The sequence below is a fragment of the Methylomagnum ishizawai genome (assembly GCF_900155475.1).
Taxonomy (GTDB): domain Bacteria; phylum Pseudomonadota; class Gammaproteobacteria; order Methylococcales; family Methylococcaceae; genus Methylomagnum; species Methylomagnum ishizawai_A.
Genome location: NZ_FXAM01000001.1, coordinates 2,389,517 through 2,415,713, shown reverse-complemented (window position 1 = coordinate 2,415,713; position 26,197 = coordinate 2,389,517). Strand labels below are relative to the sequence as shown.

At 63.7% G+C, this 26,197-nt stretch carries 30 protein-coding genes; 21 read left to right on the top strand and 9 right to left on the bottom strand.

The window, feature by feature from the left end; genetic code table 11:
• Window positions 1–202: 202 nt before the first annotated feature.
• On the top strand, window positions 203–1,873 hold the full coding sequence (locus tag B9N93_RS10710) for an SWIM zinc finger family protein (RefSeq protein ID WP_085213471.1): 1,671 nt from the start codon (window positions 203–205) through the stop codon (window positions 1,871–1,873).
• 10 nt (window positions 1,874–1,883) lie between these two features.
• Here B9N93_RS10710 and B9N93_RS10705 read toward each other — a convergent pair whose 3' ends face one another.
• Window positions 1,884–2,747, bottom strand: coding sequence for an ATP-grasp domain-containing protein (locus B9N93_RS10705; protein WP_125468935.1), 864 nt, complete (start codon window positions 2,745–2,747; stop codon window positions 1,884–1,886).
• A gap of 11 nt (window positions 2,748–2,758) precedes the next feature.
• Between B9N93_RS10705 and B9N93_RS10700 the strand changes: the two genes are divergently transcribed.
• Window positions 2,759–3,127: a VOC family protein gene (locus B9N93_RS10700; protein WP_085213466.1), complete on the top strand. Its 369-nt coding sequence runs from the start codon at window positions 2,759–2,761 to the stop codon at window positions 3,125–3,127.
• Window positions 3,128–3,222: 95 nt separating this feature from the next.
• On the opposite strand, the gene B9N93_RS10695 is transcribed toward B9N93_RS10700, so the two are convergent.
• Window positions 3,223–3,621 (bottom strand): exosortase system-associated protein, TIGR04073 family, encoded by a 399-nt coding sequence (locus tag B9N93_RS10695; protein ID WP_176225224.1) that lies wholly within the window; start codon window positions 3,619–3,621, stop codon window positions 3,223–3,225.
• Window positions 3,622–3,774: 153 nt separating this feature from the next.
• On the opposite strand from B9N93_RS10695, the gene B9N93_RS10690 reads away from it, so the two are divergent.
• The 6 genes from B9N93_RS10690 (at window position 3,775) to B9N93_RS26850 (ending at window position 7,657) form a co-directional block, all read left to right on the top strand.
• Window positions 3,775–4,089 carry a PilZ domain-containing protein gene (locus B9N93_RS10690; protein ID WP_085213461.1) on the top strand — a complete coding sequence of 105 codons (315 nt, stop codon included), beginning with the start codon at window positions 3,775–3,777 and terminating at the stop codon, window positions 4,087–4,089.
• A 14-nt stretch (window positions 4,090–4,103) separates the two neighbouring features.
• Window positions 4,104–5,009, top strand: a complete 906-nt coding sequence (locus tag B9N93_RS10685) for a hypothetical protein (RefSeq protein ID WP_085213459.1) — start codon at window positions 4,104–4,106, stop codon at window positions 5,007–5,009.
• The gene (locus B9N93_RS10680; RefSeq protein WP_085213457.1) at window positions 5,006–5,986 is read left to right on the top strand and encodes a vWA domain-containing protein; all 981 of its coding nucleotides are present in this window, start codon (window positions 5,006–5,008) and stop codon (window positions 5,984–5,986) included. Before B9N93_RS10685 ends, B9N93_RS10680 begins: the two co-directional genes overlap by 4 nt.
• Entirely contained in the window at window positions 5,974–6,516 is a 543-nt protein-coding gene (locus B9N93_RS10675) for an MxaK protein (RefSeq protein ID WP_085213455.1), read from the top strand. The genes B9N93_RS10680 and B9N93_RS10675 overlap by 13 nt, the downstream gene beginning before the upstream one ends.
• Entirely contained in the window at window positions 6,513–7,463 is a 951-nt protein-coding gene (locus tag B9N93_RS10670) for a vWA domain-containing protein (protein ID WP_085213453.1), read from the top strand. The genes B9N93_RS10675 and B9N93_RS10670 overlap by 4 nt, the downstream gene beginning before the upstream one ends.
• A 77-nt stretch (window positions 7,464–7,540) precedes the next feature.
• A complete protein-coding gene (locus B9N93_RS26850) occupies window positions 7,541–7,657 on the top strand; it encodes a DUF2905 domain-containing protein (protein ID WP_368655826.1) in 117 nt (38 codons plus the stop codon).
• Between the two features lie 6 nt (window positions 7,658–7,663).
• Here B9N93_RS26850 and B9N93_RS10660 read toward each other — a convergent pair whose 3' ends face one another.
• On the bottom strand, window positions 7,664–9,367 hold the full coding sequence (locus tag B9N93_RS10660; RefSeq protein ID WP_085213451.1) for a hypothetical protein: 1,704 nt from the start codon (window positions 9,365–9,367) through the stop codon (window positions 7,664–7,666).
• Between the two features lie 348 nt (window positions 9,368–9,715).
• Between B9N93_RS10660 and B9N93_RS10655 the strand changes: the two genes are divergently transcribed.
• The 4 genes from B9N93_RS10655 (at window position 9,716) to cysB (ending at window position 12,780) form a co-directional block, all read left to right on the top strand.
• Window positions 9,716–10,216 carry a cytochrome P460 family protein gene (locus tag B9N93_RS10655; RefSeq protein WP_085213449.1) on the top strand — a complete coding sequence of 167 codons (501 nt, stop codon included), beginning with the start codon at window positions 9,716–9,718 and terminating at the stop codon, window positions 10,214–10,216.
• Between the two features lie 5 nt (window positions 10,217–10,221).
• Window positions 10,222–11,133, top strand: a complete 912-nt coding sequence (locus tag B9N93_RS10650; RefSeq protein ID WP_176225223.1) for an HDOD domain-containing protein — start codon at window positions 10,222–10,224, stop codon at window positions 11,131–11,133.
• Window positions 11,134–11,242: 109 nt separating this feature from the next.
• Window positions 11,243–11,566 carry a ferredoxin FdxA gene (gene fdxA / locus B9N93_RS10645; protein WP_085213444.1) on the top strand — a complete coding sequence of 108 codons (324 nt, stop codon included), beginning with the start codon at window positions 11,243–11,245 and terminating at the stop codon, window positions 11,564–11,566.
• A 239-nt stretch (window positions 11,567–11,805) separates the two neighbouring features.
• Window positions 11,806–12,780 carry an HTH-type transcriptional regulator CysB gene (cysB, locus tag B9N93_RS10640; RefSeq protein WP_085213442.1) on the top strand — a complete coding sequence of 325 codons (975 nt, stop codon included), beginning with the start codon at window positions 11,806–11,808 and terminating at the stop codon, window positions 12,778–12,780.
• A gap of 16 nt (window positions 12,781–12,796) precedes the next feature.
• On the opposite strand, the gene B9N93_RS10635 is transcribed toward cysB, so the two are convergent.
• The 3 genes from B9N93_RS10635 to B9N93_RS10625 form a co-directional block, all read right to left on the bottom strand.
• Complete coding sequence (locus tag B9N93_RS10635; protein ID WP_085213440.1) at window positions 12,797–13,360, bottom strand: isochorismatase family protein; 564 nt, start codon at window positions 13,358–13,360, stop codon at window positions 12,797–12,799.
• A gap of 83 nt (window positions 13,361–13,443) precedes the next feature.
• The gene (locus B9N93_RS10630; RefSeq protein WP_085213438.1) at window positions 13,444–14,304 is read right to left on the bottom strand and encodes a LabA-like NYN domain-containing protein; all 861 of its coding nucleotides are present in this window, start codon (window positions 14,302–14,304) and stop codon (window positions 13,444–13,446) included.
• Window positions 14,305–14,445: 141 nt separating this feature from the next.
• On the bottom strand, window positions 14,446–15,057 hold the full coding sequence (locus B9N93_RS10625) for an arylesterase (RefSeq protein ID WP_085213436.1): 612 nt from the start codon (window positions 15,055–15,057) through the stop codon (window positions 14,446–14,448).
• On the opposite strand from B9N93_RS10625, the gene B9N93_RS10620 reads away from it, so the two are divergent.
• Both B9N93_RS10620 and B9N93_RS10615 read left to right on the top strand, forming a co-directional pair.
• Window positions 15,056–15,766 (top strand): ABC transporter ATP-binding protein, encoded by a 711-nt coding sequence (locus tag B9N93_RS10620; protein WP_085213434.1) that lies wholly within the window; start codon window positions 15,056–15,058, stop codon window positions 15,764–15,766. The two genes, B9N93_RS10625 and B9N93_RS10620, sit on opposite strands and share 2 nt — an antisense overlap.
• A 15-nt stretch (window positions 15,767–15,781) precedes the next feature.
• A complete protein-coding gene (locus B9N93_RS10615; RefSeq protein ID WP_085213431.1) occupies window positions 15,782–18,277 on the top strand; it encodes an ABC transporter permease in 2,496 nt (831 codons plus the stop codon).
• Between the two features lie 53 nt (window positions 18,278–18,330).
• Here B9N93_RS10615 and B9N93_RS10610 read toward each other — a convergent pair whose 3' ends face one another.
• Both B9N93_RS10610 and B9N93_RS10605 read right to left on the bottom strand, forming a co-directional pair.
• The gene (locus B9N93_RS10610) at window positions 18,331–18,828 is read right to left on the bottom strand and encodes a hypothetical protein (RefSeq protein ID WP_254899375.1); all 498 of its coding nucleotides are present in this window, start codon (window positions 18,826–18,828) and stop codon (window positions 18,331–18,333) included.
• A 241-nt stretch (window positions 18,829–19,069) separates the two neighbouring features.
• Entirely contained in the window at window positions 19,070–19,474 is a 405-nt protein-coding gene (locus tag B9N93_RS10605; RefSeq protein WP_176225222.1) for a DUF3574 domain-containing protein, read from the bottom strand.
• A 95-nt stretch (window positions 19,475–19,569) separates the two neighbouring features.
• On the opposite strand from B9N93_RS10605, the gene B9N93_RS10600 reads away from it, so the two are divergent.
• Window positions 19,570–20,403 (top strand): SDR family oxidoreductase, encoded by an 834-nt coding sequence (locus B9N93_RS10600; protein ID WP_176225221.1) that lies wholly within the window; start codon window positions 19,570–19,572, stop codon window positions 20,401–20,403.
• A 7-nt stretch (window positions 20,404–20,410) separates the two neighbouring features.
• On the opposite strand, the gene B9N93_RS10595 is transcribed toward B9N93_RS10600, so the two are convergent.
• Window positions 20,411–21,160: a hypothetical protein gene (locus tag B9N93_RS10595; protein ID WP_085213427.1), complete on the bottom strand. Its 750-nt coding sequence runs from the start codon at window positions 21,158–21,160 to the stop codon at window positions 20,411–20,413.
• 138 nt (window positions 21,161–21,298) lie between these two features.
• Here B9N93_RS10595 and B9N93_RS10590 point away from each other — a divergent pair, with 138 nt between their 5' ends.
• The 6 genes from B9N93_RS10590 to B9N93_RS10565 all read left to right on the top strand — a co-directional run bounded on the left by B9N93_RS10590 (window position 21,299) and on the right by B9N93_RS10565 (window position 26,193).
• Window positions 21,299–21,982: a peptide deformylase gene (locus B9N93_RS10590; protein WP_176225220.1), complete on the top strand. Its 684-nt coding sequence runs from the start codon at window positions 21,299–21,301 to the stop codon at window positions 21,980–21,982.
• A gap of 245 nt (window positions 21,983–22,227) precedes the next feature.
• Window positions 22,228–23,073: a transglutaminase-like domain-containing protein gene (locus tag B9N93_RS10585; protein ID WP_085213423.1), complete on the top strand. Its 846-nt coding sequence runs from the start codon at window positions 22,228–22,230 to the stop codon at window positions 23,071–23,073.
• A gap of 121 nt (window positions 23,074–23,194) precedes the next feature.
• Entirely contained in the window at window positions 23,195–23,425 is a 231-nt protein-coding gene (gene lptM, locus B9N93_RS10580; protein ID WP_085213421.1) for an LPS translocon maturation chaperone LptM, read from the top strand.
• A complete protein-coding gene (gene lysA / locus B9N93_RS10575) occupies window positions 23,425–24,672 on the top strand; it encodes a diaminopimelate decarboxylase (protein WP_085213419.1) in 1,248 nt (415 codons plus the stop codon). Before lptM ends, lysA begins: the two co-directional genes overlap by 1 nt.
• Before the next feature lie 10 nt (window positions 24,673–24,682).
• A complete protein-coding gene (dapF, locus tag B9N93_RS10570) occupies window positions 24,683–25,507 on the top strand; it encodes a diaminopimelate epimerase (RefSeq protein WP_085213418.1) in 825 nt (274 codons plus the stop codon).
• Window positions 25,504–26,193 carry a DUF484 family protein gene (locus B9N93_RS10565; protein ID WP_085213417.1) on the top strand — a complete coding sequence of 230 codons (690 nt, stop codon included), beginning with the start codon at window positions 25,504–25,506 and terminating at the stop codon, window positions 26,191–26,193. The genes dapF and B9N93_RS10565 overlap by 4 nt, the downstream gene beginning before the upstream one ends.
• Window positions 26,194–26,197 lie beyond the last annotated feature (4 nt).

Genomic DNA, 26,197 nt, shown 5'->3' with positions numbered 1-26,197 from the left:
GGTCTTGGGCCGGCGCCAGGATGAAGTTGGCGAGCAGCGGATTTCCAAGCCCAAGGCTTTCAACCGATTCCACCCACCGCCAATGGCGCATCCACGCCGGATTTTGAAATTCCCCCGGATTCCGCCGCCCGCCACCCGCGACTTAGCACAAAACGGCGTATCCATTACACTACGCCCCCTCCCACCATCACCGAGCGCTCCCATGCCCGACCTCGACGACTGGATCACCCGCCAATCCCTAGCCGAATACGCCGGCCCCAAGGTTTTCCAACGCGGCCTCGATTATTTCCAAGCCAGCAGTGTCACCCGGCTGCGCGACATCGGCCACCGGGTCAGCGCCCGAGTTTCGGGTTCCGAGGACTACGAGGTCGAGTTGTGGACCGACGGCGAGGAATTCGAATACGCCTGCACCTGCCCCCACGCCGCCGAAGGCAATTTCTGCAAGCACTGCGTCGCGGCCGGGCTGGCCTTCCTGGACGGGCGGCGCGGCATGGAACATCTGGCCCCGGCGGACACCCCGCAAGGCGTCTGGAAGCGGCTTGGGGAATACCTCCCGCTCCAACCGGTGGAAACCCTGGTGGACTGGCTGCTCGAAGCCGCCGGACGCGACGAAACCACCTACCGGACCTTGCGGCTGGCCATGGAAAAGGTCGGCGGCTCGCTGCACCAGATCAAAGCCCTGCGCCGGGAAATCGACCAAATCGCCCGTTATTGCAACCCGGACGACTGGGATTCCCTGCTCGACAGCCTCGAAGAACTGTTGGACACCGAACCCGCCGCCGTGGTCGAAGTGGCCGAATACGCCGTCGAGCGGGTGGAGGCGGCCATTCCCGAACTCGAATACGACGAGGGCGAGGCCATCGATATCCTGGACCGGTTGGGCGAACTCCACCGCCAAGCCTGCTTGTCGGCCCGGCCCGACCCGGTGGCCCTGGCGGAACGGCTGTTCCGCTACGACACGACCGGCGAAGGCAATGCCTTCCACAACAGCCTGCCCGACTACCGGGAAGCGCTGGGCGAAGCCGGGACGCGGCGCTACCGGGAACTCGCCGAAGCCGCTTGGCGCGAAAACCCTGGCCGTAATTACCGGATCAGCTCGATCATGGAAAACCTGGCGCGGGAATCCGGCAATATCGAAGCCCTGGTCGCCGTCAAGGCCCACGACCTGTCGTCCGCCCATCGTTTCCTGGACATCGCCGAAATCTACCAGGAGGCCCGGCAACCGGACCAAGCCTTGAAGTGGGCCGAACTCGGCCTGGAAGCCTTTCCCGAACGCCCAGACTCCCGGCTGCGGGATTTCCTGGCGGAGTTGTATCTGGAACTCGGGCGGAACGACGAGGCGCTGGCACTGGCCTGGGCGCAATTCGCCGAAGACCCAAGCCTCCGCACCTATCAAAAGCTGCGCGACCTGGCGGAACGCTTGGGCAGGTGGCCCGAACAACGGGAACGGGCCTTGGCCGAAGTGGAACGCGCGGCCCAACATCCCAAGCGCTGGGCCACCCAGAACCAAACCCCGGATACGTCGTTGCGGGTGGAAATCGCCCTGTGGGAGGAAGACCCCGAGGCGGGTTGGGAAGCGGCGCAGCGGGGCTATTGCCAACCGGGACTCAAGACGCGGCTGGCCGAAAAACTCGAAGAACCGCGCCCGGCGGAAGCCCTGGCGCTCTATCTGCCGATGATCCCGGCGCAGGTCGCCCAGGGCAAGAACGAAGCCTACCAGCGGGCGGTGGAGTTGATCGGGATCGTCGGGGAATTGCTACAGCGCCTGGACCGGGAGGATGAATTCCAGGGGCTGCTGGCCGGGTGGCGGGCGGCGTTCAAGGCCAAGCGCAATTTCATGAAGCTGCTGGATGAAATGGGCTGGGATTTGTAGGCGCGCGGAATCAACCCGCCCCATAAACCGCCAGGGCATAGGCCGCCAAAGCTTCCTCTATGAAGCCCGTCAGGCTGCCCCCATAGCGTGGATTGATCTCGAAGAGATAAAGGCGGTCGTTCACGACTTTATAATCGAAGCAACAAATCCCTTGATAATCCATCGCCCCTAGGATTTTCTCGAATATCCCTTGGTATTTTCCATGATCGATCCACCGCGCCTTGGCCGGGGTCTTGTCGATGCCCTTGACATAAACATCGGTATCGAATTCAAATTCGATGGTTTTGAAAAAAACGATCCGCCTGTCCTTCATGATAATATGGGTCGCATATTCGCGTCCGCCCGCGATGTATTCCTGCTTGAAATACTTGCCAGACTTGAGCTTATCTGCACTCCCCGGCTCATCTTTCGGGTCCATGATAATGCTTGTGCCAATCCCCCATTCCCCGATTTTCGGCTTCAGTATATAAGGTGGCGGCAACTGCTGGTCGATTTTGGGGACCGCATCGCCAAGCCCCAAACCTTGCAAAAAAACATAAAGCGCGGTTTTGTCATTGCAAAGCCCCATGCAATATTCCGAAGGACTCAGGCGGGCCAGCGGCTTGTGCGCAGCCATTTCGTTGAGATATCTTTGGTCGCTTAAATTCAGCGGGATAATGAGATCGAAAGCGCCCAGATCGACGGCGCGAAAATCACCGAAAGTTACATTGTAACCGGATAACCTATTTTGCAGGGCGGGTTTCCAACCCTGCTTATTTGAAAACAAAATAGAAAACCCCGTGTCTTTCAAGTTGACCGGGCAGAAATTCCGCATAACCATAAGCCCGCCGCGCCATCCCCCTTTGCGATCATCCGGCACAAAACCACCCGACACAGGAGCTTCCCATGCGAATCACCGCCTTCCACCACGCCTCCATCATGGTCAGCGATATGGCCCTGGCCCGCCCCTTCTACGAGGGCATCCTGGGGCTGGTCCCCAATCCCAAGCGCCCCAATTTCGACTTCGACGGCGCGTGGTACGACATCGGCGACCAACAAATCCACCTGCTCGCCCTGCCCAGCCCCGAATTCGGCCTTGCAAAACCCGAACACGGCGGGCGCGACCGCCATACCGCCCTGCGGGTGGCCGACCTCGACGCCCTCAAAGCCGACCTGGAACAAGCGGGCATCCCCTACACCCTCAGCCGCTCGGGCCGTCCCGCCCTGTTCTGCCGCGACCCCGACGGCAACGCCTTCGAGTTGATCGGCCAGTGACGGCCCCTCGCCAAAGCGTTTTCATATTTTCTGTAGGGTGGGCATGGGGACATGCCCACCTACGCTGAGGACCGTACACCCGTTCCGAAAATGTCCTAGCGGGTGTTGTACAACTCCCAGCTATTGCTATACGAAGTTTCCGTGCCGAAATCGCGCCATACCACATCCGGCGTAACCATGGGCTTGGTCGGGATCATGAAGGTGAACATATCCGCCATCCCCAGGAACATCCTGCCGAAGGTGTTCGCCATGCCCTTGAACAGGCCCAGGGTCAGGCCCGACAACACGCCGTCCTGCATCGAGGACACATACATGGTCTTGGGGATTTCCACCCAACCCAAGCCCATATTGGTGACGCCGGTCCCGAACTTCTCGGCAATGGTGCCGGTATAGCCCCGATAGGCCGGGGCCGGTTCGCGCTGCGCGTGGCAGGCCGGGGCGCTGGCTAGGCCGAGGCACACCACCGCGACGGCCATATAATTGATTTTCTTCATAAAACTCCACTTCATCGCGGATAGGGGGATCGATGCCGGCTCGGGCACGTCCCGCTGGAAAAACGTCGGCCCCGTTCACCCCCGGCCCTATGGAACGTTAAACTGTGCCGCGGTTTCCCCGGCCACAATCCCACTAGATTCCAAGGACACGACATGAGCGAACAGAGGCATTTTTACCGGAAAAAGCTGACATCGACCGGATACCTGATTCTACCATCCGGCGAAGAGCGGAAATTCTCCCTGCTGGATTTGTCCCTGCGGGGACTGCAAGCCGAATTCGACCACAATCCCGGCTTGCAACCTGAACAAATCCTCAGGATCGAGTTGCCGGACCAAAGCGTCGAAGGTCTAGTCACGGTGGTACGCATCACCCCACAACCGGAAGGCACCTGCCATATCGGCTTCCAGATCAACCGCATGGATGGGGTGGGCGACAACACCTACCGCTTCCGGGACGACGACGAATAACGGCGACTACGCCCATGATCGCCCCGCGCTCCCGCACCTTCGCGGTGTGGTTCCTGCTCTGCACCGGCTCCGCCCTGGCCGGTCCCGGCCCGGCCACGCCGCGTCTCCAAGTCCAGCCCCCCCGCGATTTCGGCTACGCCATGGGCGATATCCTCGAACAAACCTTCACCGTCTCGGTCCCGGCGGGCTATGCGCTCGAAACCGGATATCTGCCCCAAACCGGGGCGCTGGACGAATACCTCGAAGTGCGCGGTAGCAAATGGCATCTGGAACAACGGGACGATACCTCGGTTTACCAAGTCCGCGTCGCCTACCAAGTTTTCAAAGGGGTTCGCGCCATCGAAACGGCGACGGTCCCCGCCCTGCCCTTACGCTTCCAGGGACCCGGTCCGCTGACCGCCACCCTGCCCGAATGGCGCTTCACCGTCGCGCCGCTGATCGCGCCCGACCTCGCCGACGAACAAGTGACGACCCGGGAAGCACAGCCCCCCGTGGCGCTGCCGACCCGACCCCACGCCACGCGCCTCGTGGGCTATCTCGGCCTCGGCGCGGCCCTGTTCGGCCTCATGGCTTGGCGGCGGCATGGTTCCAGACCCCACCCGTTCGCCCGCGCCTACCGTGAATTACGGCGGCAAACCTGGCGCGGTGCCACGCCGGAAAGCTACCGCGCGGCGGTCCAGCGCCTACACCAAGCTTTGAACGAAACCGCGGGCCACAGCCTGTTCGCCGAGCAACTCGGCGGCTTCTGCGCGGCGCATCCCGCCTTCGCCGAATTGCGGGAAGAATTGGCCGGATTCTTCAGGCTGTCGCGGCGCGTGTTCTTCGCCGCGCCCGACGCTCCCCTCCCGCCCGATTATCCCGCCACCCGGCTGCAAGCACTCTGCCGCCGCTGCGCCCAGGCCGAACGGAGGCAGGCTTGAACCTGGAACTCGCCGAACCCTGGGCCTTGCTGCTAGGACTCGGGGCGATCCTGCCTTGGCTGGCGCGTCCCCCGGCCCTGCTCTATTCCGCCCTGGCCCTGGTGCCAGACGATCCCGTCTCCACCGGGCTGGACCGGCTGCTCAAATGCGCGGGTTCGGCGGCGGCGCTGTGCCTGGCCCTGGCCCTGGCCGGTCCTTATCTGCGCGAGCAATGGGTGGAAAAAACCGGCACCGGCGCCCACATCGTGCTGTTGCTCGACCGCAGCAGCAGCATGAACGAGAACTTCACCGGCAAATATCTGGGGGCCAAGACCAGCGAATCCAAAAGCGCCGTGGCCCGCCAACTCCTGGGCGAGTTCGTGGCCCGGCGCGAGCATGATTTGTTCGCCATGGTGGATTTCGCGGCGGCCCCGGTCTATGTGCTGCCACTGACCGAGGACCGGGCGGCGGTCGAAGCCGCCATCGCGGCGGCGGGCGGGCGCGGCCACGGCATCACCCACATCGCGCCGGGGCTGGCGATGGCGCTGGATTTTTTCGCAGGACGCCCCCCGACCGGCTCGCGCATCGTGTTACTGGTTTCCGACGGCGCGGCCCGCATCGACGAGGAAACCCGCGACCGCCTGCGCCAAAGCTTCCAGGAGACCCGGACCGGCCTGTATTGGATTTACCTACGCAATCCCAACAGCGGACGGCTGGCCGACAAACCCGCCAACCCCAACGAAAGCACCACCCCGGAATATTTCCTCGACCAATATTTCCAAAGCCTGGGGATTCCCTACCGGGCTTTCGAGGCCGACAACCCGGCGGCGATGCGGGCCGCCATCGCCGAGGTGGAACGCTTGGAAAACCTGCCCCTGCGCTACCGCGAAAAACTACCACGGCAGGATTTATCCGGCTGGTGCTATGGCGCGGCCCTGCCCTGGCTGCTCTTGCTCATCGCCGCCAAAACCCTGGAGATCGAAACATGGCACGCCTGAACCTCGCGCTCCGGGCCGCGCTGGCCTTGGCGCTGGCGGGAGCCGCCCACGAAGGCTGGCACCTATGGCGGGCAAACCGCGATAACGCGCTGATCGCCGCGCCCGGACGCATCCAGGTCGATCCCGCCACGCCACCGGCCTTGGTCTTCGCCAAGGCCCACGACCTGGCCCGCCACGGCGATACCCAGGAAGCCCTCCGGCTCTATGGCACGCTCACCCAGACCGGGGATGCGGCTTTCCAGGCGCGGGTGTATTACAACCTGGGGACGCTCTACCTGGGCGACGCGGCCCGGCTCTGGAACGCCCGCGGCGTGCTGGAATATGTGCGGGTGAATACCCTGGTGTCCGCCGCCAAAGAAAACCTCAGGGCGGCCCTGCGGCTCTCCCCCGAAAACTGGGACGCCCGCTACAACCTGGAATACGCCTACCGCATCACCCCGCCGCCCAAGGAAAAGCCCAAATCGGATTTCAAAGCCTCCAAGGGCAGCGTCTACGCCACCCTGCCCAGCCTGCCGGGAGGCGGGCCATGAGCAGCCGGTTCCGGGCCGATGGCCGCAAATTCGCCCTGTGGCTGGCGGCGGGCTTGCTGGCCTGGACTTTGTTCCAGCCGCGGCTCGCCCTGCCTAGGCCGGTCTACCGCTATTGGTTCGTGCTGGACATCACCCAGAGCATGAACACCCGCGACTACCACGCCGAGGGGCTGCCCCCGGAACGCCTGGAATACGCCAAGGCCGCGATCCGCCGGGTACTGGCCGAACTGCCTTGCGGCTCGGAGGCGGGGCTGGGCCTCTTCACCACCCAGAATGTGCAATTCCTGTTCGAGCCTTTGGAGGTGTGCGGGCATTTCCCGGTGATCGACGACGCGCTGGCCCATATCGATTGGCGCATGGCCTGGTCGGCCAACACCTTCGTCGAGCAAGGGCTGTACGCGGCGCTGCGCGAGATCGGCAAGCGCGATCCGTCGATCCGGCTGGCCTTCTTCACCGACGGCCAGGAAACCCCGCCGCCCAGCGTCCGCGCCTTGTTCCAGGGCCAGCCCGGCGCGGTCCGGGGCGTGATCGTCGGCACCGGCGGCACCCAGCCCACCGCGGTGCCGCGCTACGACCGCGACAACCGCTTCCTCGGCTATTGGGAAAACGCCGATATCGAAGCCCCGCCGGTCCTGACCGCCACCTATACCCAAGCCCAGGCACAAGTCCCGGCCTTGCCTAGGACCGGACTGTTCCTGTCCTGGCTGGACGAGACCCACCTACAGGAACTGGCCGCCATCACCGGGCTGCGCTACCACCGGCTGCAAGACCCGGCGGACCTGGGCCGCTTGCTGCGGGCACCGGAATTCGCCGCCCGCCGCACGGTCGATACCGATATGCGGCCCGTCCTGGGACTCGCGGCTTGGGTTTTGTTATTGGCGGCGCACTGGCCGGCGGCCCGCCGCGGAAAACGGAGGACCGAAGAATGGATTGGGGAAAAGGCTTGATCGGGCTGGGTCTGGCCCTGGTCTTGGCCGGGTTGGCGCTGTCCTATGCGCCGGGCTTGCTGGGCTAGTTCGGGAAACTGCCGGGCGATATCCACATCCAGGACGGCAAGCGCGTCATCTTCGTCCCCATCACCAGCATGATCGTGGTCAGCGCGGCGTTGACGCTGCTCGCCAACCTGTGGTTCCGGCGCTGAGGCCATTCATTGCAGGGCGATCATGGCGAACCGGCTGAACGAGGCCGCGTTCTTGAGCAAGGTATAGGCACGGAACAAGCGGCTCCCCTCCCCGGTCCTTTGGCGCACCATGCCGCCGGGGTGGGTTTTCCCAGGGAGGGCCAACAATTCCGGTTCGCCCCGGAATCCCGGTTCGGGCGGCAACAACAAGCCCCTGGCCATCGGTTGCATATCCTGGTCCAGCAATTCGACCACCTCGGCGCACAGGGTCAGCCGTTCCACGCCGAAGCGCACCCGGCCCTCGCCACAATGCAACCAGCGGATCACACCGATGAACAAAGGCTGGCCGGGTTCGCTCACGCCGATCACCTCGCCGACCTTGATCTCAGCCACCTGGTCCAGGGGCCATACGATGCAGTAATCGTTCACCCCGACATTGGCGATCCGGCCCTCGACCCTGGCCCGGTCCCCGGCGGTTTCGGGTTCTTCCTCCCGCCGTGCCGTCCAAATCTCGTCCCGGCTCAGCCCTCCCTTGCGCATCAGCCTGGGCAGGGTGATTTCGCTACGCAGGTCGGCATCCTCGTTATCCAAATCCCGCCCCAGGATCAAACCGAGCCGCCGGGCCAGCTTGGCGGATGGGTCCGATTCGACTGGGATGGCGGCTTCCGCGGCGTCGGAGCCGGACGGGGCAAGCGCGGCGATCAGTTTGTTCAGACCCACGACGCAATGGCAGGCGCGATCACGCACCTTGCGGTCCGCCCTGCGCTTCTGAATGCCTTCCAGGTTGCGGGCCACGCTCGATAGCACAGACTCGTCGATGGGATGCCGGTCCCCGGACAGGCCGGTTCCGGCCTCCTCGGCCAGTTCCGCCATCACCCGGGCCAAGCCCAGGGTATAGAGGAAATAGATACCGCGCAGTTGCGGGGCACCGCCCGGCAGGCTGCGCGAGGGCGGGCAATCGCCGTCGAGATAGACCATGAATTCGGCGGAATGCCAACCCTGGGAAGCTTCCGGCCTCCATTCGGCATGGTCGGCCCATTGGCCCAGCAAGTCGTAGATGCGGGCCATGTCGCGTTGGCGCAGGTGGCGGGTGCCGGCCAGATAGAACAACAGGCCGCGCTTGAAAAGTCCGAGCGGGGTTTTGCAGGCGTCGGGCTCGCCAGGGGAATCGAAACGGCTTAGCAAAAGCTTGTGGGCTTCGGCGTGGCGGTAGAGGCGGAACCAAGTCCCCCAATAATCCATCGGCAGGCTCAGGTATTGCTGGGCCACCCGCAATTGCGCCAAGCCCAGGTGCTGCAAAGCCCGGTGTACCGCTTTCAAGGTTTGCTGGCCACCGTGGCCGAACCAACCTTGGGCCGGCTTGAGATCGGCCGCGGCCAGGGCGTAGGCCATCCCCAAACCATATTGCAGGCGGAAAGCCACCCCGGCATAGAATTCGGCCTTGGGATGATAAGGCAGGGCGGCGTCCATGAAATGCCCCTCGCATTGCCCGACCAACAGGGCCACCTTGGGATTCAACAGTTCGGCCATTTCCAGGCGGGCCGCGCCGGGAATGGCGGTTTCGCCGTTGAAATATTCCAGCACCGCCTCCACGGCATCGAAGCAATGGAACAGGTTCGCCAACGGCAATTCATCCAGCCAAGCGGCGAGCGCCTTGGTCTTGGCCTCGGGAAGTTCGATTTGATATCGAACCCGCCGGGGACTTCCGAAATTGGATACTGATTCTGTCATCGAGGGTTCCCCCTTGGAATGGCCGCCGCCGGGCACCCACCCGAGACCACGGCTATCGCCGGACCGATATTACAGTTTATGTCAGGGCCGCGAAAGCCGCCGCCCACCGCCCTAGCCGACAATCGCCCGACTTTAAAGGCATTCCGCCAACCCCACCGACCCCACCATTTCACGGCCCCGGCGGAATTAGTTCCCTTGACAGCCGCGAAATCCCCCACAGCCTCCCCCAGGCGGCGGGATTACGCAATAATCCCCCGCCGTGGGAGCGGCCAAAACAACACGCGGCGCCGCCGATTCCCGCAAAACCACTCTAAACTTGATATGCCCCAGCCCCAGAGGAACCCCATCATGAAGCGATCCTTTTTTGTCCTGGCCCTAGCGCTCAATACCTTCCCGTGCCACGCCGACCCCGCCGCCGCGCCCCCGGCCCCGAACGGCATCACCCTGCCCAAGGATTACCAGAACTGGCGCTTGCTGGGCGTGTCCCAGCGCACCGAGAACGGCACCCTGCGGGCCATCTTGGGCAACGACAAGGCCATCGAGGCCGCCCGTTCCGGGCAAACCCATCCCTGGCCGGACGGGGCCATGCTCGCCAAGGTCGCCTGGAAACAGAAAAGCCACGATAAATTCGCCACCGCCGTGGTGCCCGGCGAATATGTGCATACCGATCTGATGGTGAAGGACGCCGCCAAATACGCGGCGACCGGGGGCTGGGGCTTCGCCCGCTGGCTCGGGGACAAATTCACCCCCTATGGGCAGGACGCCCAATTCGCCCAAGAATGCCTGGGCTGCCATGGCGCGGCCAAGGACGCCGATTGGGTCTTCACCACGCCGGCCAAACTGCCCTGAACCCCATGAACCACTCCCCGTCCTCGCGCATCCAGGCCGATCCCCCGGCTCCTTCCCAGGCTCCCGAACTGGCCGAACTGGTCCAGGGCGCCCACCGGGTGGTCTCGCTGCCGGAAGTCTATTACCGCGTGCAGGAATTGATCGACGACCCCCGGCACAATTCGGCGACGCTGGCGCGGCTGATCGAAAGCGACAGCGGCCTCACCGCGCGCCTGCTCAAGGCGGTGAATAGCCCCTTGTACGGCCTGGGACGGCGGGTGGACCGGGTTTCCCAGGCGGTGGGCCTGTTGGGCGGGCACATCCTGCGGGATATCGTGCTGGCCACGACCATCGTGCGGACCTTCGGCAAACTGCCGCCGCAAGCGGTGGATTTATCCACTTTCTGGCACCATAGCATCTATTGCGCCCTGGCCGCCCAACAACTGGCCCGGCGCTGCCACGTCCTGCACAGCGAGCGCATGGCGGTGGCGGGCATCCTCCACGATATCGGCCAGCTGGTGCTATACCGGTTCCAGCCCGCCGCCTCCGCCCAGGCCCTAGTCCTGGCCGAACCCGCCGACGATGGCGCATACCGGGCCGAACGGCGGGTGTTCGGCTACACCCATGCCGAGGTGGGCGCGGAATTGCTCAAGGCTTGGGGGCTGCCGGAAAGCCTACAGGCGGTCGCCCTCCACCATCACGAACCCCTGGCGGAATCCCCGCACGCCCTGGACATCGCCATCGTCCATCTCGCCAACGCCATCGCCAACCGGCTGGAACCGGGCCGCAACCTCCCCCGTTGCGAATCCCGCATCTCCCCCCTGGCCTGGGAAATCACGGGGCTGGGCGAGGGTGTGATCGAGCCGGTCCTGGCGGAAGCCAACAGCCGTTTCCTGGAAACCCTGGACCTGTTGCTACCGGGCCGGGCCCCCCGCTGAACGGGATTCTCCCTTGCTTGCCGGGTTTGGGAAATGACCGGGCTACATGTAAAATGGCGCGCGGTTCGCGCCTTATGCCCGCGATTAAAACAGCAGATAGGACCCTGAAATGAGTTTCGTAGTTACCGAAAACTGCATCAAGTGCAAATATACCGATTGCGTCGACGTGTGCCCGGTCGATTGCTTCCACGAAGGACCGAATTTCCTGGTGATCGACCCGGACGAATGCATCGATTGCACCCTGTGCGAACCCGAATGCCCGGCCAACGCGATCTACTCCGAAGACGAAGTACCCGCCGACCAGAAAGACTTCATCAAGCTGAACGCCGACCTGGCCAAGGTTTGGCCCAGCATCACCGAGGTCAAGCCCGCCACCGCCGATGCCGACGCCTGGAAGGGCAAGCCCGGCAAGCGCGATTTGCTGGAAAAATAAGCGCCGGGAACCCGGCCCCGTTCCCCGTCACCCAGGGTTCGCGCATCGCCCCGGCGCGGCCACCCCATCTCCGCACCGGCCCCCGCCCCACCCATTGGAAGCCAACCGCCGCCCGCCCAGGCACGGCGGCTGGCCGCGGGCATTCCCTCCGCCCCGTCCCGGCGGGACAGCGCCATTCAGACCAGAATGCTATAATGGCTCCGGCTTTATCAATGATTTTGGAATAAAACCGGGGTGCCATGAAGCTCCAGCAATTACGCTACATCTGGGAAATCGCGCAGCACGAACTCAATGTCTCGGCCACCGCCGACAGCCTCTACACTTCCCAGCCCGGCATCAGCAAGCAGGTCCGGCTGCTGGAGGACGAATTGGGCGTGCCCATCTTCGCCCGCAACGGCAAGCACCTGACCGAAGTCACCGCCGCCGGCCAGGAAATCGTCGCCATCGCCGGGGAAATCCTGGGCCGGGTCCAGGACATCAAGCACATCGCCCAGGAACACCGCGACAACAAGGTGGGTTCGCTGGCCATCGCCACCACCCACACCCAGGCCCGCTACGCCCTGCCCCCGGTGGTCAAGAACTTCATGCAGCGCTATCCGGGCATCAAGCTCCACATCAACCAGGGAACGCCGATGCAGATTTCGGAGTTGGCCTCGCGGGGGCTGGTCGATATGGCCATCGCCACCGAAGCCCTGGAGTTGTTCGAGAATTTGGTGATGCTGCCCTGCTACCGCTGGAACCGCTGCATCCTGGTCCCGAGGGGCCATCCGCTGACCCGGCTGGAACGCATCGAACTCCAGGATTTGGCCGAATACCCCATCGTCACCTACACCTTCGGCTTCACCGGGCGCTCGCAACTGGATCAAGCCTTCGACAAGGCCGGGCTGCATCCGCAACTGGCCCTGACCGCCGTGGACGCCGATGTCATCAAGACCTATGTGCGGCTGGAACTGGGCGTGGGCATCCTAGCCAAGATGGCCTACGACCCGGTGGTGGATGTCGATCTGGTGCCGCTGGACGCCAGCCATTTGTTCGGGGCCAGCACCACCAAGATCGGTCTGCGGCGGGATATGTTCATCCGCGGCTTCATCTATCAGTTCATCGAGACCTTCGCCCCGCACCTGACCCGCGACCTGATCGACCAAGCCATGGAGACCCGCGAGAAGCGGGAACTCGACGCCCTGTTCAAGAACGTCGAGCTACCCGTGCATTGATCGAGGGGCGCGGGGTTCAGCGCACCCACTGGGAGATGGTTTTGAACTCGGGATGGGCAGCGTCGCGCAACCATTCGAACAGCACCGACTCCACATTGGTGACGACGGCCCCGGCCTCCCGCAACCGGGCCAGGGCGTTGTGCTTATGGCCCTGGGCGCGGGAACACACCCCGTCCTCGACCACGAACACCCGGAAACCCAGGGCCAGCAATTCCAGCGCGGTCTGCAACACGCAGACATGGACCTCCTGGCCGACCAGGACCACCTGCCCCCGGCCCGACGCCTTCAAGGCGGACAGGAACCCCTCGGCAGCGCAGCAGGAAAACGCGGTCTTCTCGAAACAGAGCGCCATGGCCGGCAAGCGTTCGACCAGGGCGGGCACGGTCGGACCCAGGCCCTTGGGATATTGCTCGGTATAAAGCACCGGGATTTCCAGCGCCCCGGCCGCTTGCAGCAGGGTTTCGGTATGCTTGACCAAATGGGCGCGATCGGCTTCGGCCATGGCGGCCAACAGGCGGATTTGCAGGTCCACCACCACCAACACGCTGTCGTCGGCGGAACAAAGCGAAGGGATATTCATGGGACCGCGCCTCTCGGGAATGCCGGGTTGTTGGGTGGAAGAAACCGCCGGACGCCCCCTTGGGAAAGCGCCCGGCGTCGGCGTCATAACTCGCTGACCAGACGGATATCGGTGGCGTTCAGCTTGTCCGGTCCGCGCTCGGACGCCGCCAGCCTGAACTCGAAGATGAAATCGCGGCTGGGCAGCCGGTTGGTGAGGGATTCGTCCTGGAGCTTGGAGAAATGGAAAAACGAAGTCTCGAACGGGGAATCCGGGTATTTGCGCTTATCGGTCAACCAGAGGTTTTTATCGATACGGGAAAGGTACCGCATGAACCCGATACCCTTGGTGTCGTCGTAATAATAGCACCAGCCCCGCACCCAGGAACCCACCTGCCCCCATTCCGGCGCGGGGGTCGGCGTGGGAATCAGATTGGGGATGAGATACCCCGACATGAAGGAATCGGCCTCCTGCCTGAGGGCCGAGGACACATTGTCCAGCGCCACCACCTCGACCCGGCAGCCCTTGTTCTGCAAAGCCCTCACCACCTGCACGAAATCGCCGTCGCCGCTGGCGAGCAATACCCGGTCCAGGTTCTCCGACTGCAACAAGGCATCCACCGCCAAATCCAAATCGGCATTGGCCTTGGGCACCAGGGTCATCTTGCCTTCCTCGTCGATATCCTCATACCATTTGACTTCCTTGATGATGACCTTGAACCCTATATCACGCAGCACCGAGTGGAAACCTTCCGCTTTTTTCCGGTAATCATAATCCACCTTGGCGCGGCGGGCGTCGTATGAAACATAGGCATTGAGTCTGACCGGGTCGCTATGATCCCGGCAGGCGTATTCGCGCAGCACGTCGTATTGCATCCTGGCCCCGCCATTCCGGTACATATTGGCGGAGTCCACGAAAATCCCGACCTTGGAACTCGATGTATGGTTTTTTATCGCAGAATTCATGTGTTCTTTTCTAAAAAAATCTAGCAGTTATATCCTTGAGTAACTTCCGAAACTATCTCACAACAACCGTACCCTCCTCTCGCGACCTCCAAGAACAACGGACCCAATATTACTTTCCCCAAGACCCACAGTTATTCAATTTCAACGCGGCTTGCCCGCCAATAACAGCTCCAATTTATTCCACACCTGTTCCAGCAATAACGGCTGGGCCTCCCGGTTCGGATGGATGCCGTCGGCCTGCATATAGACCTCCACCCCGCCCACGCCATCCAACAGGAACGGCACCAGCGCCACCCCATCGCGCCCGGCCAGATCGGTATAGACCTTCTGGAACATTTCGGTATAACGCTTGCCATAGTTGGGCGGAATCTTCATGCCCAAGAGCAAGACCTGGACCCCCGCCGCCCCGGCCCGGTCGATGATGCCGCCCAGGTTGGCCGCCATCTGGCCGGGCGGCAAACCCCTCAGGCCATCGTTGCCCCCGAGTTCCAGGATCAGCACGGCGGGATGGTGTTGGGCGAGCAAAGCATCGATGCGGGAAAGCCCTCCCGCGCTGGTATCCCCGGAAATGCTGGCATTGACGACTATCATACCGCGTGGCCGGAGTTTTTCCGCCAGCAGGGAAACCCAGCCCTGGTCGATTTTTTCCAAGCCATAACCGGCGCTGATACTATCTCCCAACACCACGAGGGTTGCCGCGCCAACCTCACCGGACATTGCCCACAAAATGAACGACAGCAGTAAATTACGCATGGATTCCAACACATTGGAGAAAAACAGCCCCGCGATCTCCGGGGATATCATCCGGACGGAAAATCTCGGCAAACGGGTGCCCACGGCGGATGGCTGGCTGGATATCTTGTCATCAGTCGATGTTTCGATCAAACCGGGGGAAACCTTGGCCGTGGTCGGGGCTTCGGGTTCGGGGAAATCCACCCTGCTGGGATTGCTGGCCGGCCTGGACCGCTCGACCGAGGGCAAGGTTTGGCTGGCCGATACCTGCCTCACCGCACTGGACGAGGATGGCCGGGCGCGGTTGCGGGCGCTGCATGTCGGCTTCGTGTTCCAGTCCTTCCAATTGCTGCCGCACCTGACCGCGCTGGAAAACACGATGCTGCCGCTGGAACTCGTCGGCAGCGCCGAGGCCCGTGGCCGGGCGCTCGACATGCTGGCGCGGGTGGGCTTGGAACACCGGGTGAAGCATTACCCCAAACAGCTTTCCGGCGGCGAACAGCAGCGCGTGGCCCTGGCACGGGCCTTCGTGACCGAGCCGCGCATCCTGTTCGCTGACGAACCCACCGGCAACCTGGACAGCAAGACCGGCCAGACGGTGATCGACCTGTTGTTCGCCCTCAACCGCGAACGCAACACCACCCTGGTATTGGTGACCCACGACGAGGCGCTGGCGGCACGGTGCGGACGCACGGTCCGGCTGGAAGCCGGACGCGTGGTGGACGGCTAAAAGCGGGAGACCGACATGGGTAACAGCTTCAAATTGGCGTTCAAATTGGTGGGCCGCGATTTCCGCAGCGGCGAACTGACATTGCTGCTGGCGGCGCTGGTGGTCGCCGTGGCCGCGTCCACCGCCGTCAGCCTGCTGGGCGACCGGCTGAACCGCACCATGGCTTTGCAAGCGGCGGAATTCCTGGGAGCGGATTTATCGGTGGCGAGCCACGGCCCGCCCGATCCGGCCTGGACCGTGGAAGCCGAGCGCCTGGGACTCGAACATTCGGCCACGGCGGAATTCCCCAGTGTGCTGATGGAGAACGGCGAAATCCTGCTGGCGGGCGTAAAATCGGTGGCGGTGGGCTATCCCCTACGCGGCGCGGTGAAAACCACCCTGGACGATCCCACCGCCGCCGAGGCCACCCACGCCATTCCCGCGCCGGGCGAGGTCTGGATCGAACCACGGGTATTGTCCACCCTGCATTTGAAGCTGGGCGACACGCTGACGGTGGGCGAACAGCCCTTGCGGACCACCCGCATCATCACCCACGAACCCGACCGCCGCGGCGATCTCTACAGTCTGTCGCCCCGCATCATCATCAATGCCGCCGACCTCGACGCCACCCGCATCGTGCAGCCCGGTAGCCACGTCCATTATTTTGCTCTGTACGCAGGCGACGAAACCGCCCTGCGCGGCTTCAAACGCTGGCTCCAGCCGCGTTTGCATCCAGGCGAGCGCATCTCCGATATCCACGAGGACCGCCCGGAACTCGGCAATGCCCTGAACCGGGCCGAGCGCTATCTGGGCTTGACCAGCATCGCCGTAGTGTTGATAGCGGGCGTCGCCATCGCCATGAGCGCCCGCCGCTATACCGAACGCCATTTCGATCTGGCCGCCCTGCTGAAAACCCTGGGGGCGCGGGAACGCGATGTATTGCGGCTGCACCTCTGGCAATTCAGCTTGATCGGATTGGCCGGTAGCTCGGCGGGTTGCGCCCTGGGCTATGGCTTGCAAGCCGGGGTGGCGCATTTCCTGGGGGCGTTGCTACCGCGCCAACTGGCCAGTCCCAGCCTGTTCGCCCTGTTGTTCGGCACCGGCGCGGGCTTGCCGATCCTGTTCGGCTTCGCCCTGCCGCCGATCCTCCGGCTCAAGCGCCTGCCGCCGCTGCGGGTCTTGCGCCGCGACCTGGAACCCCTGCCGTCCAGCGCTTGGCTGGTCTATGGCTGCGCCGCCCTGGTCCTGGGCGCGTTGATGTGGCGCTATACCCAGGATTGGCTGATGACCGTCACCGTGCTGGCCGCGAGCGGCGCGGCGGTGGCGGGATTCGGCCTGTTGGGCTTGTTCCTGCTCAACCTGGGCAAACTGCCGATCCCGCATGTGGGCCTGGCCTGGCGCTTCGGCCTGCAACACCTGACCCGGCGGCCCCAACTGGGCGTCGGCCAAATCCTGGCCTTCGGCATCACCCTGGCGGCGATGCTGTTGAGCCTCCTGGTCCGCACCGAGCTATTGCAGGAATGGCAGCGGCAATTGCCGGACAACACCCCCAACCATTTCGCCCTGAACCTGTTCGACGCCGACCTCGACCGCTTCCGCGATTTCCTGGCGCGGGAGCAAATCGCCAGCAGCCGGTTCTATCCCATCGTCCGGGGCCGTTTGACCCTGGTGAACGGCCAGGACGTATTCCAGGTCATCGGCAAGAATTCGCGGGCGGAAGGAGCCATCAACCGCGACCTCAGCCTGACCTGGGGGGCCGAACCGCCGCCCGACAATCCCATCGTCGAGGGCGAATGGTGGCGCGAAGGCCAAGCCCCCACCGAACCCCTGGTCTCGGTGGAAAAGGAATTGGCCAAGAACCTGGGCATCAAGCCGGGCGATCAGCTCGGCTTCAACATCGCCGGGCAGGAACTCACCGCCACGGTCGCCAACACCCGTGGCGTGCGCTGGGACACCATGGCCCCCAACTTCTTCATGATCTTCCCGCCGGGCGTGCTGGATTCGCAGCCCCACACCTGGCTGACCAGTTTCTATCTGCCCCCGGCGGCGAAACCGGCCTTGGCGCGGCTGGTCAAGGCGTTCCCCGGCGTGACGATCCTGGAAGTGGACGCCCTGCTCAAGCAATTCCAGAGCATCCTGGCCCAGATCACCCGCGCCATCGAGTTCGTGCTGGTGCTGGCCTTGGCGGCGGGCTTCACCGTGCTGTTCGCCTCGGTGCGGGCCACCCTGGACGAACGCTTGCGCGAGGACGCGCTATTACGCGCCCTGGGCGCGGAACGGGGTTTGCTGCGGCGGGCGCAATGGGTGGAATTCTGCGCCCTGGGCTTCCTGGCGGGGTTGTTGGCGGCGGGCATCGCCGAGAGCGTGGCCTGGGTCTTGTTCAGCCGGGTGTTCGATTTGGCGCACCGGATGCACTGGGAAGCTTGGCTGGCGACGCCGCTGGTGGGCGCCGTGGCGGTGGGCCTGGCGGGTTATTGGAATACCCGGCCCGTGGTGAGAAACAGCCCGATGCGGGTGTTGCGGGAACTCTAACGGCACTGGACGCGGCGATGGGCCAAGGGGACGCTCATCGCCGCCCCGCGCGATTAACCGGCCTTGATATTGATTTTGGAAGTCCAGCCGGACTTGCCCTGGCAATCGCCTTCCAGCATCTTGACCTTCACATAGGCCAACAGGCCCGCGATCTGCTCTTCTTCGATGGTACCCTTGGCGGCCCCCTTGACCAAGCACACGTTCTGCTCGGTATCCTCGGGATCGGCCGCGCCCATCATGCCCGGCGCGAGGGTCAGTTGGGAATTGCCGCCGTTGGGATTCTCCACCGTCACCGTCTGGCCGATGGCCACCGCCGCCGTATTGACCTTGGTCACTTCGTCGCCACCGCCCATGAAGCTGGCGAGGAACACCACCACGACCGCGCCGCCCAGCGCGTATTGGGCATTGCGGTTGGTCTTCAAGGTTTCCAGGAGACCTTGGGCGGCGGGAGCGGGAGCGGCGGCAGCAGCGGGCTTCTCGGCGGCGGCGGGTTGTTCGGCGGCGGGAGCCGGGGTTTCCGGGGCGGCGCTGTCTTTATTCTCTTCGGACATTCTGATACCTCCTCTAGTGGATTTTTTTGCTCTAGCCCCGGCGACCGGGCCGGGGCTGCTTGGGGCACGCGCAAATTATCATGTCGTCCATCCGATGCAAACAGATAATTTGACCGGTGGCCACCGTCGAAGGGAGTCGCCACCGGGCAGGTTTACGACCCAGGAATCCGGTCCGAGTTCAGCGGTACGGGCTGAATGCGCCGCGAACGGCGGAAACCATCACAGGCCCGGCGGTTAGCCCTCAAAAAGCCACGCAGGCTATGGACCGCACCCGCAACACCGCCTCCTGCCGGAATTCCACCTTATAGCGCTCGGCCAGAGCGGCCACGGCCCCGCTTTCGGCAAGCGTATCGCCATGGACGACGCGGAGGATATAGGTGGATTCGCGCTGGATATCGCCCCGGACCGTCCGCCATTGCCCTTCGCCCAACCACCAGGTGAACCCGCCGGGAAAGCGAGGCGTCACCTCGGCATCGACGAAGCCGCGCCAAGCGGCGGCGGCGACCACGCCCTCCGGCTGCCGCGTACCGAAATAAAGGGTATCGACCTGCATGGAACGTTCGCCCGCGGGGCATGGACTGGGCGGGTGCGGAACGCAAGCGGCCAAAGCCCCGGCCAGACACAGGGCGGCGAATCCAAGTTTCAAGCGATGCCTCCGGGATGCGGGGATGCGGATCATAACCGCAAAGCCGAAGGGCCATGCGAAACTATGCGCCCCTTTCCCTGCGAGACCGCCCGATCATGACCTCCCCCCGATCCATCCTCATCACCGGCTGTTCGTCCGGCATCGGCCTATGCGTGGCGCGTGGCCTCAAGCAACGCGGCTACCGGGTATTCGCCACCGCCCGTGCCCGAGCCGATGTGGAAACACTTCACGCCGAAGGTTTCGAGGCTTTCCAACTGGACCTCGCCGATTCGGACTCGATTCGCGCCGCCGTGGCGGCGGTATTGGTGGCCAGCGGCGGCGGGCTCGATGCGCTGTTCAACAACGGTGCCTATGGACAACCGGGCGCGGTGGAAGATGTGCGGCGGGAAGTGCTGCGCGAGCAGTTCGAAACCAACCTGTTCGGCACCCACGAACTGACCAACCTGATCATCCCGGTCATGCGGCGGCAGGGTTATGGCCGGATCGTCCAGAACAGTTCGGTGCTGGGCTTCGCCGCCATGCGATATCGCGGTGCCTACAATGCCAGCAAATACGCGCTGGAAGGTTTGTCGGACACCTTGCGGCTGGAATTGAAAGGCAGCGGCATCGAGGTGTGTTTGATCGAGCCCGGCCCCATCCTCAGCCGGTTCCGCGACAACGCCTTCGCCATGTACCGGAAGCACATACAGCCCGAACACAGCCCGCACCGCCAGACCTATGCGGCGATGGAAACCCGCCTGCAAAAGGAAGGCCCGGCGGCGCCGTTCACCCTGGGACCGGAAGCGGTGTTGGGAAAGGTGATCCTGGCCTTGGAATCCCAGCGGCCCCGCGCCCGCTATTACGTGACGTTCCCGACCTATCTGTTCGCCTATTTGAAAAGGCTACTGCCGACGCGGGCCTTGGATTGGCTCCTGGGCCGGGTAGGATAGGCCGGGATCAGCATTCGCCGCGCTGTCGGCGCTTTTCGCCGCAGCCGCGATGATGTTCGCCGCCGCCGTTCCATTGTGGTTGCGGCTGGGGCGGATGCTGGGCTTGATGCTCCTGTACCCGCGCCTGCCAATGCGCCTGCTGCCGCGCCAAACGGGCCTGTTCTTCGGCCTCGCGCTGGCGTAGATGGTCCTGCTTGGCCTCGAACCGCTGTTCGAGTCTTTGGGTCGCGGAATCCCGATGCTGCTGGAATTGCTGGCGCTCGGCCTCGAACGCCGCCGGGTTGGCGTGGTGATGCTCCAGATAGCCCAATCTCCGCTGTTCGGTCCGGTCCAGCCGGTGATCCAAGTGCTGTTCCCGCTGCTGTCGGCGCTGGTCGAGATGCTGGCTTTGCTGCTGGTATTGCCCCTGGTCGTGGCGCATCTCGCGTTCCACGGCCTTGAGCCTTTGCCAGGGTGTCGGTGGCTGGGGCGCCGGGGGCGGCGGTGGTGTCCGATGCCATCCATGTCCGTCGTGGTGGTGGTGGTCGTGGTCGCCGTAGTACCGCCTTTCCTCATAATATCCGGCGTTAGGATAGGCATATCCCGCCGGGGCTGAATAACCCGGATATCCGGAATAAGCCGGATAGGTTTGGGTTTCATAATAGCCCCCCGGATAAGCCCGCCGCATCCCATAGCCACCCCCGGCATACTCGGCGCAACCGGAAGCCATCCAGGCCAACACGGGCAGGACCAGGCAATACACGACCGAGGATTTCATGAGGACCGCTCTCGCTATGCGTAGTGGAAACATGTGGGGGCGGCAACCCCGCGTATCTATTTATACTTTTCCTGGCTGAACCCCAGCTGAAGGCTGCCCATGACAACAAGCCCAAGGTCCTGCACACCATCCCTTTGCTTGGCGCTCGTCCTTCCGCTCGTGGCGGCGGCCTGCCATGCCGACGGCGGCCTGACACCCGCCGAAATCGAACATCTGCGGCAGCGTGCCCGATCCGCCATAGCCACGACCCTCAGCGTGGATATCCCGGAGCAGCGCATCCGCCTGGAACAACCCAGCCGACCCATCGCGCCGGACAATCCGGCATTGTCCGCCTTGCTCGCCGATATGCGCGGCACGGTCCGAGCCATGCACGGCCTGGGCTTGGCGGCGGTCCAGATCGGCGTTCCGGTGCGGGTCGCATTATTGCGGCGCGAGGCCGGCGGGGAATTCCAAGCCTTCCTCAATCCCCAGCGCGTCGCCGCCTCGACGCAGCGTCTTGGCTCTTGGGAGCGTTGCCTGTCGGTGCCCTGGGGTTATCGCTATACCGAAAGACCGGCCCATCTCACGATCCGCTATCAAACCCCGGACGGCGCGGAACGCCGCGAAACCCTCTCCGGCACCGAGGCCGTGGTGTTCCAACAAGAACTCGACCATCTCGACGGCACGCTGTTGAGCAGCGGTCACGATCCACGTTGGTTCATCCCGAAGGACGGGATGGCCGGTTTCCTGGCCGAGGTGGGCTGTGCCGACCTGGAAAACGCCGATTGCCAGGCGCGGGCCCGAGCGCATTGGCAAGCGCGGGCCAAAGCGGCCCGGCCTTGAGGGCTGCGTCCCCCGCCGCGCCAACCCATGGCCACCCCCATAAAAAACAAACCACTTCCGCTCCAGCCCAGTAGAATGGGCATGTCCCCATGCCCTAGGGAGGAAAAAACCCCGATTTCCTGCTGTTTATGGCAACGCGGCAAGCGTAGCGGCCATAGCGCCGCGATGGGCCATACCAGAGTCAAACCACCTTTTCAAAGCCCGGCCCGATCATCGGGCCAATCCTTCGACCCCCCGAGCATTCCATGTTTATTAGAATCGGTTTCGATATCGCCTATTCGTTCCCCCAGCCCACGGAAATGATCCTGATGCTCTACACGCATCCCGAGCGGGCGTCATTGTTAATGATGCCCGAGCGCTTGAGCAGTGATCCCGCCATCACCATCGAGGAATTCACAGACATCTATGGCAATCGGTGCGCACGGGCCTTCTGTCCCGGCGGGCGCTTGCACCTCAAGAACGATACCATCGTGGTGGATGGCGGTTTACCGGATATCCTGAAACCGGACGCCCGCCAACATACCATCCACGAACTCCCGAGCGATACCCTGCTTTATCTGTTGGGCAGCCGTTATTGCGAGATCGAGAAATTGTCGGATGTCGCCTGGGAACTTTTCGGGCACGGGCCGACGGGATGGGGGCGGGTGCAGGCCATTTGCGACTGGGTACATCACCACGTCACTTTCGCCCATGAAGCCGCCCGCTGCGACCGTACCGCCTACGATACCTTCCGAGACCAGAGGGGGGTATGTCGGGATTATACCCATCTCGCCATCACGCTTTGCCGGTGCATGGGCATTCCCGCGCGTTATGCCACGGGATATCTGGGCGATATTCAGGTGCCGGTGATACCTCCCATGGATTTCAGCGCCTGGTTCGAGGTGTTTCTGGAAGGGGAATGGCATACTTTCGATTCCCGCAACAATATCCCCCGCGTAGGGCGCGTTTTGATGGCCCGCGGTCGGGATGCCGCCGATGTCGCCCTGACCACGAGCTTTGGTAAACACGTTCTGGAAAAGTTCGACATCTGGACTTATGAACTCTCCCGCCCGGAAGTCGCGCAAACCCTCAAGCAGCGCTCCACGCTGTAGCCATAGCCCGGCGGGCAGGCATCCACGCCCACTATCGCCCCAATCCCACCTCCCCCAACCCGCCCGCTTTTGCTTTAAAATGCCCGCCTTCCTTGTACCGGACCGTTACGCCCGAACCTCCATGACCACACCCCAAAGCCGCGCCGCCTTCACCGCCGCCCTCGGCCTCTCGGCCCTGCTGGCCCAAGGCTGCGGACAAAAAGGGCCGCTCTATCTGGAGCGTCCGCCGCCGCGCCAGCCCGTGGCCGCCACCAAAAAGAAAACCACACCCAACCCCGCTCCGGCCACGACCCCCAAACCGGATCAATCGGATCAAGTAGAACAATCCTTCCCGCAACAAGAACCATTCTGATGGACCATTTCGAATACCGCGACGGCGAACTCCACGCCGAATCCGTGCCGCTCCGCGCCATCGCCGAGCGTTTCGGCACCCCCTGTTACATCTACTCCCGCGCCACCTTGGAACGCCACTGGTGGGCCTTCGACCGGGCTTTCGGCGAACGTCCGCACCTGGTGTGCTACGCGGTCAAGGCCAATTCCAACCTCGCCGTGCTGAACGTGCTGGCGAAGCTGGGTTCCGGCTTCGATATCGTCTCGGTCGGCGAATTGGAACGGGTGTTGGCGGCGGGCGGCGACCCGGCCAAGGTGGTGTTTTCCGGCGTGGGTAAGCGCGAGGACGAATTGCGCCGGGCGCTGCAAGTGGGCATCCGCTGCTTCAATGTCGAAGTACCGGGCGAACTCGACCGCCTCGACCGCATCGCCGGGGAACTGGGCGTGAAAGCCCCGGTTTCCCTGCGCGTCAACCCGGACGTGGACGCCAAAACCCATCCCTATATCTCCACCGGACTCAAGGAAAACAAATTCGGCATCGATATCGACGCGGCCCGCGACTGCTACCGCCACGCCGCCGGCCTGCCGAATCTCGCGGTGGTCGGCATTGATTGCCATATCGGCTCGCAATTGACCGAGGTCGAACCCTTCATCGACGCCTTGGCGCGGGTACTCAAGCTGGCCGAACACTTGCGCGAGGATGGCATCGCCATCCATCACCTGGATATGGGCGGTGGCCTGGGCATCCGTTATAGCGACGAGTTCCCCCCGGAACCTTCCGACTACGCTTCCGCCCTGTCCGAACTGCTGGCCGGGACCGATTATGAAATCCTGATGGAACCGGGCCGCGCCATCGTCGGCAATGCCGGCGTGTTGCTGACCAAGGTGGAATATCTCAAGTCCAACCGCCTGAAAAACTTCGCCATCGTCGATGCGGCCATGAACGATTTGATCCGCCCGGCCCTCTACGACGCCTATCAAACCATCCTGCCGGTAAAACCATCGGATACGGTCCCGGCCCAGGTCTACGACATCGTGGGCCCGGTCTGCGAAACCGGCGATTTCCTGGGCAAGGAGCGCGAACTGGCGATCCGGGAAGGCGATTTGCTGGCGGTGCGCTCGGCGGGGGCGTATGGCTCCAGCATGGGTTCCAATTACAACTCGCGGCCCCGCCCGCCCGAAGTGCTGGTCGATGGCGAACAAATCCTCCTGGTCCGCCAGCGGGAAACCTTGGCCGATTTGTTCCGCGATGAAATCCTGCCCGGCTGAAGCGAACCCTATGAAATTCACCAAAATGCAGGGTTTGGGCAACGACTTCGTGGTGATCGACGCCGTGCGCCAAGCCGTGGACCTCTCGCCCGCACGGATACGCTTCCTAGCCGACCGCCATTTCGGTATCGGCTGCGACCAAATCCTCATCGTCGAACCGGCCCAGGATTCCGACGCCGATTTCCGCTACCGCATCTTCAACGCCGATGGCGGCGAAGTTGCCCAATGCGGCAACGGGGCGCGGTGCTTCGCCCGCTTCGTGCGGGATCATGGCCTGTGCGACCAGGACGAAATCCGGGTCGATACCCAGGCGGGCCGCTTGATCCTGCGCCCGCGCCCGGATGGCTCGGTCACGGTGGACATGGGCGTGCCGCGCCACGCCCCGGCCCAAATCCCGTTGCTAGCGGAAGCCGAAGCTTTGGCTTACCCGGTCGAGATCGACGGCGCGGCCTGGGAGTTCGGCGCGGTGTCGATGGGCAATCCCCATGCCGTATTGCGGGTGGAAAATGTGGACAGCGCCCCGGTCGCGGCCTTGGGTCCGCGCCTGGAAAGCCATCCCCTGTTCCCGGAACGGGCCAATATCGGCTTCATGGAAATCGTGGACCGGAACCATATCCGCCTGCGGGTGTTCGAGCGCGGCTCCGGCGAAACCCTGGCCTGCGGCAGCGGTGCCTGCGGCGCCGTGGTGGTCGGCGTGGAACGCGGTTGGCTGGACAGCCCGGTGCGGGTCGATCTTCCCGGCGGGAGGTTGGATATCGCCTGGGCGGGCCGGGGTTCTCCGGTGCTGATGAGCGGCCCGGCGGTCAGCGTGTTCGAGGGGGAAATCCCCGCATGAGCGCCGAAACCGCCAAGCGCAAGGAAAGAACCCGGACCACCGCCCGCGAGGTGGAAGCCTATCTCCAAAAGCATCCCGAGTTCTTCAAGCACCATCTGGCCTTGTTGGAAACCCTGACCATCCCCCATCCTTGCGGGGACGCCGTGTCCTTAATCACCCGGCATATCCAAATCCTGCGGGAACGCGACCAGCGCTTGCAGCAGCAAATGGCCGAAATCCTCCAGGTCGCCCGCGACAACGAGGCTTTGCGCGAACGCCTCCACCATTTGACCCTGACCCTGATCGACGCCCGCAGCCTGGAAGACGCCCTGGCCGGGCTGAAATGGGGTTTGCACGAATATTTCCAGGCCGATTTCGTGGCGGTGCGCATCGCCGAGCCGATGTTCGACAGCCCCATCGCCAATCTCGCGCTCTCCGGCGACACGCCCCTATGGGGCCTCGCGCTAGCGGATGGCGACCCCCATTGCCTCAGCCTCGCGCCGCACGAGGGTGGATCGTTGTTCGGCGCCCATGGCGGGGAAGCGGCCTCCTGCGCCTTCGTACCCTTGCGCCACGCCGGTTTCAAGGGCGTGCTGGCCATCGGCAGCCGCAATCCCAAGCGCTACCAACCCGGCCTGGGTTCGTTCTTCCTGGCCCAGATGGGCGAGATCGTCTCGGCCCGGCTGGCCGCTTTGATCCCGGACTGACCTC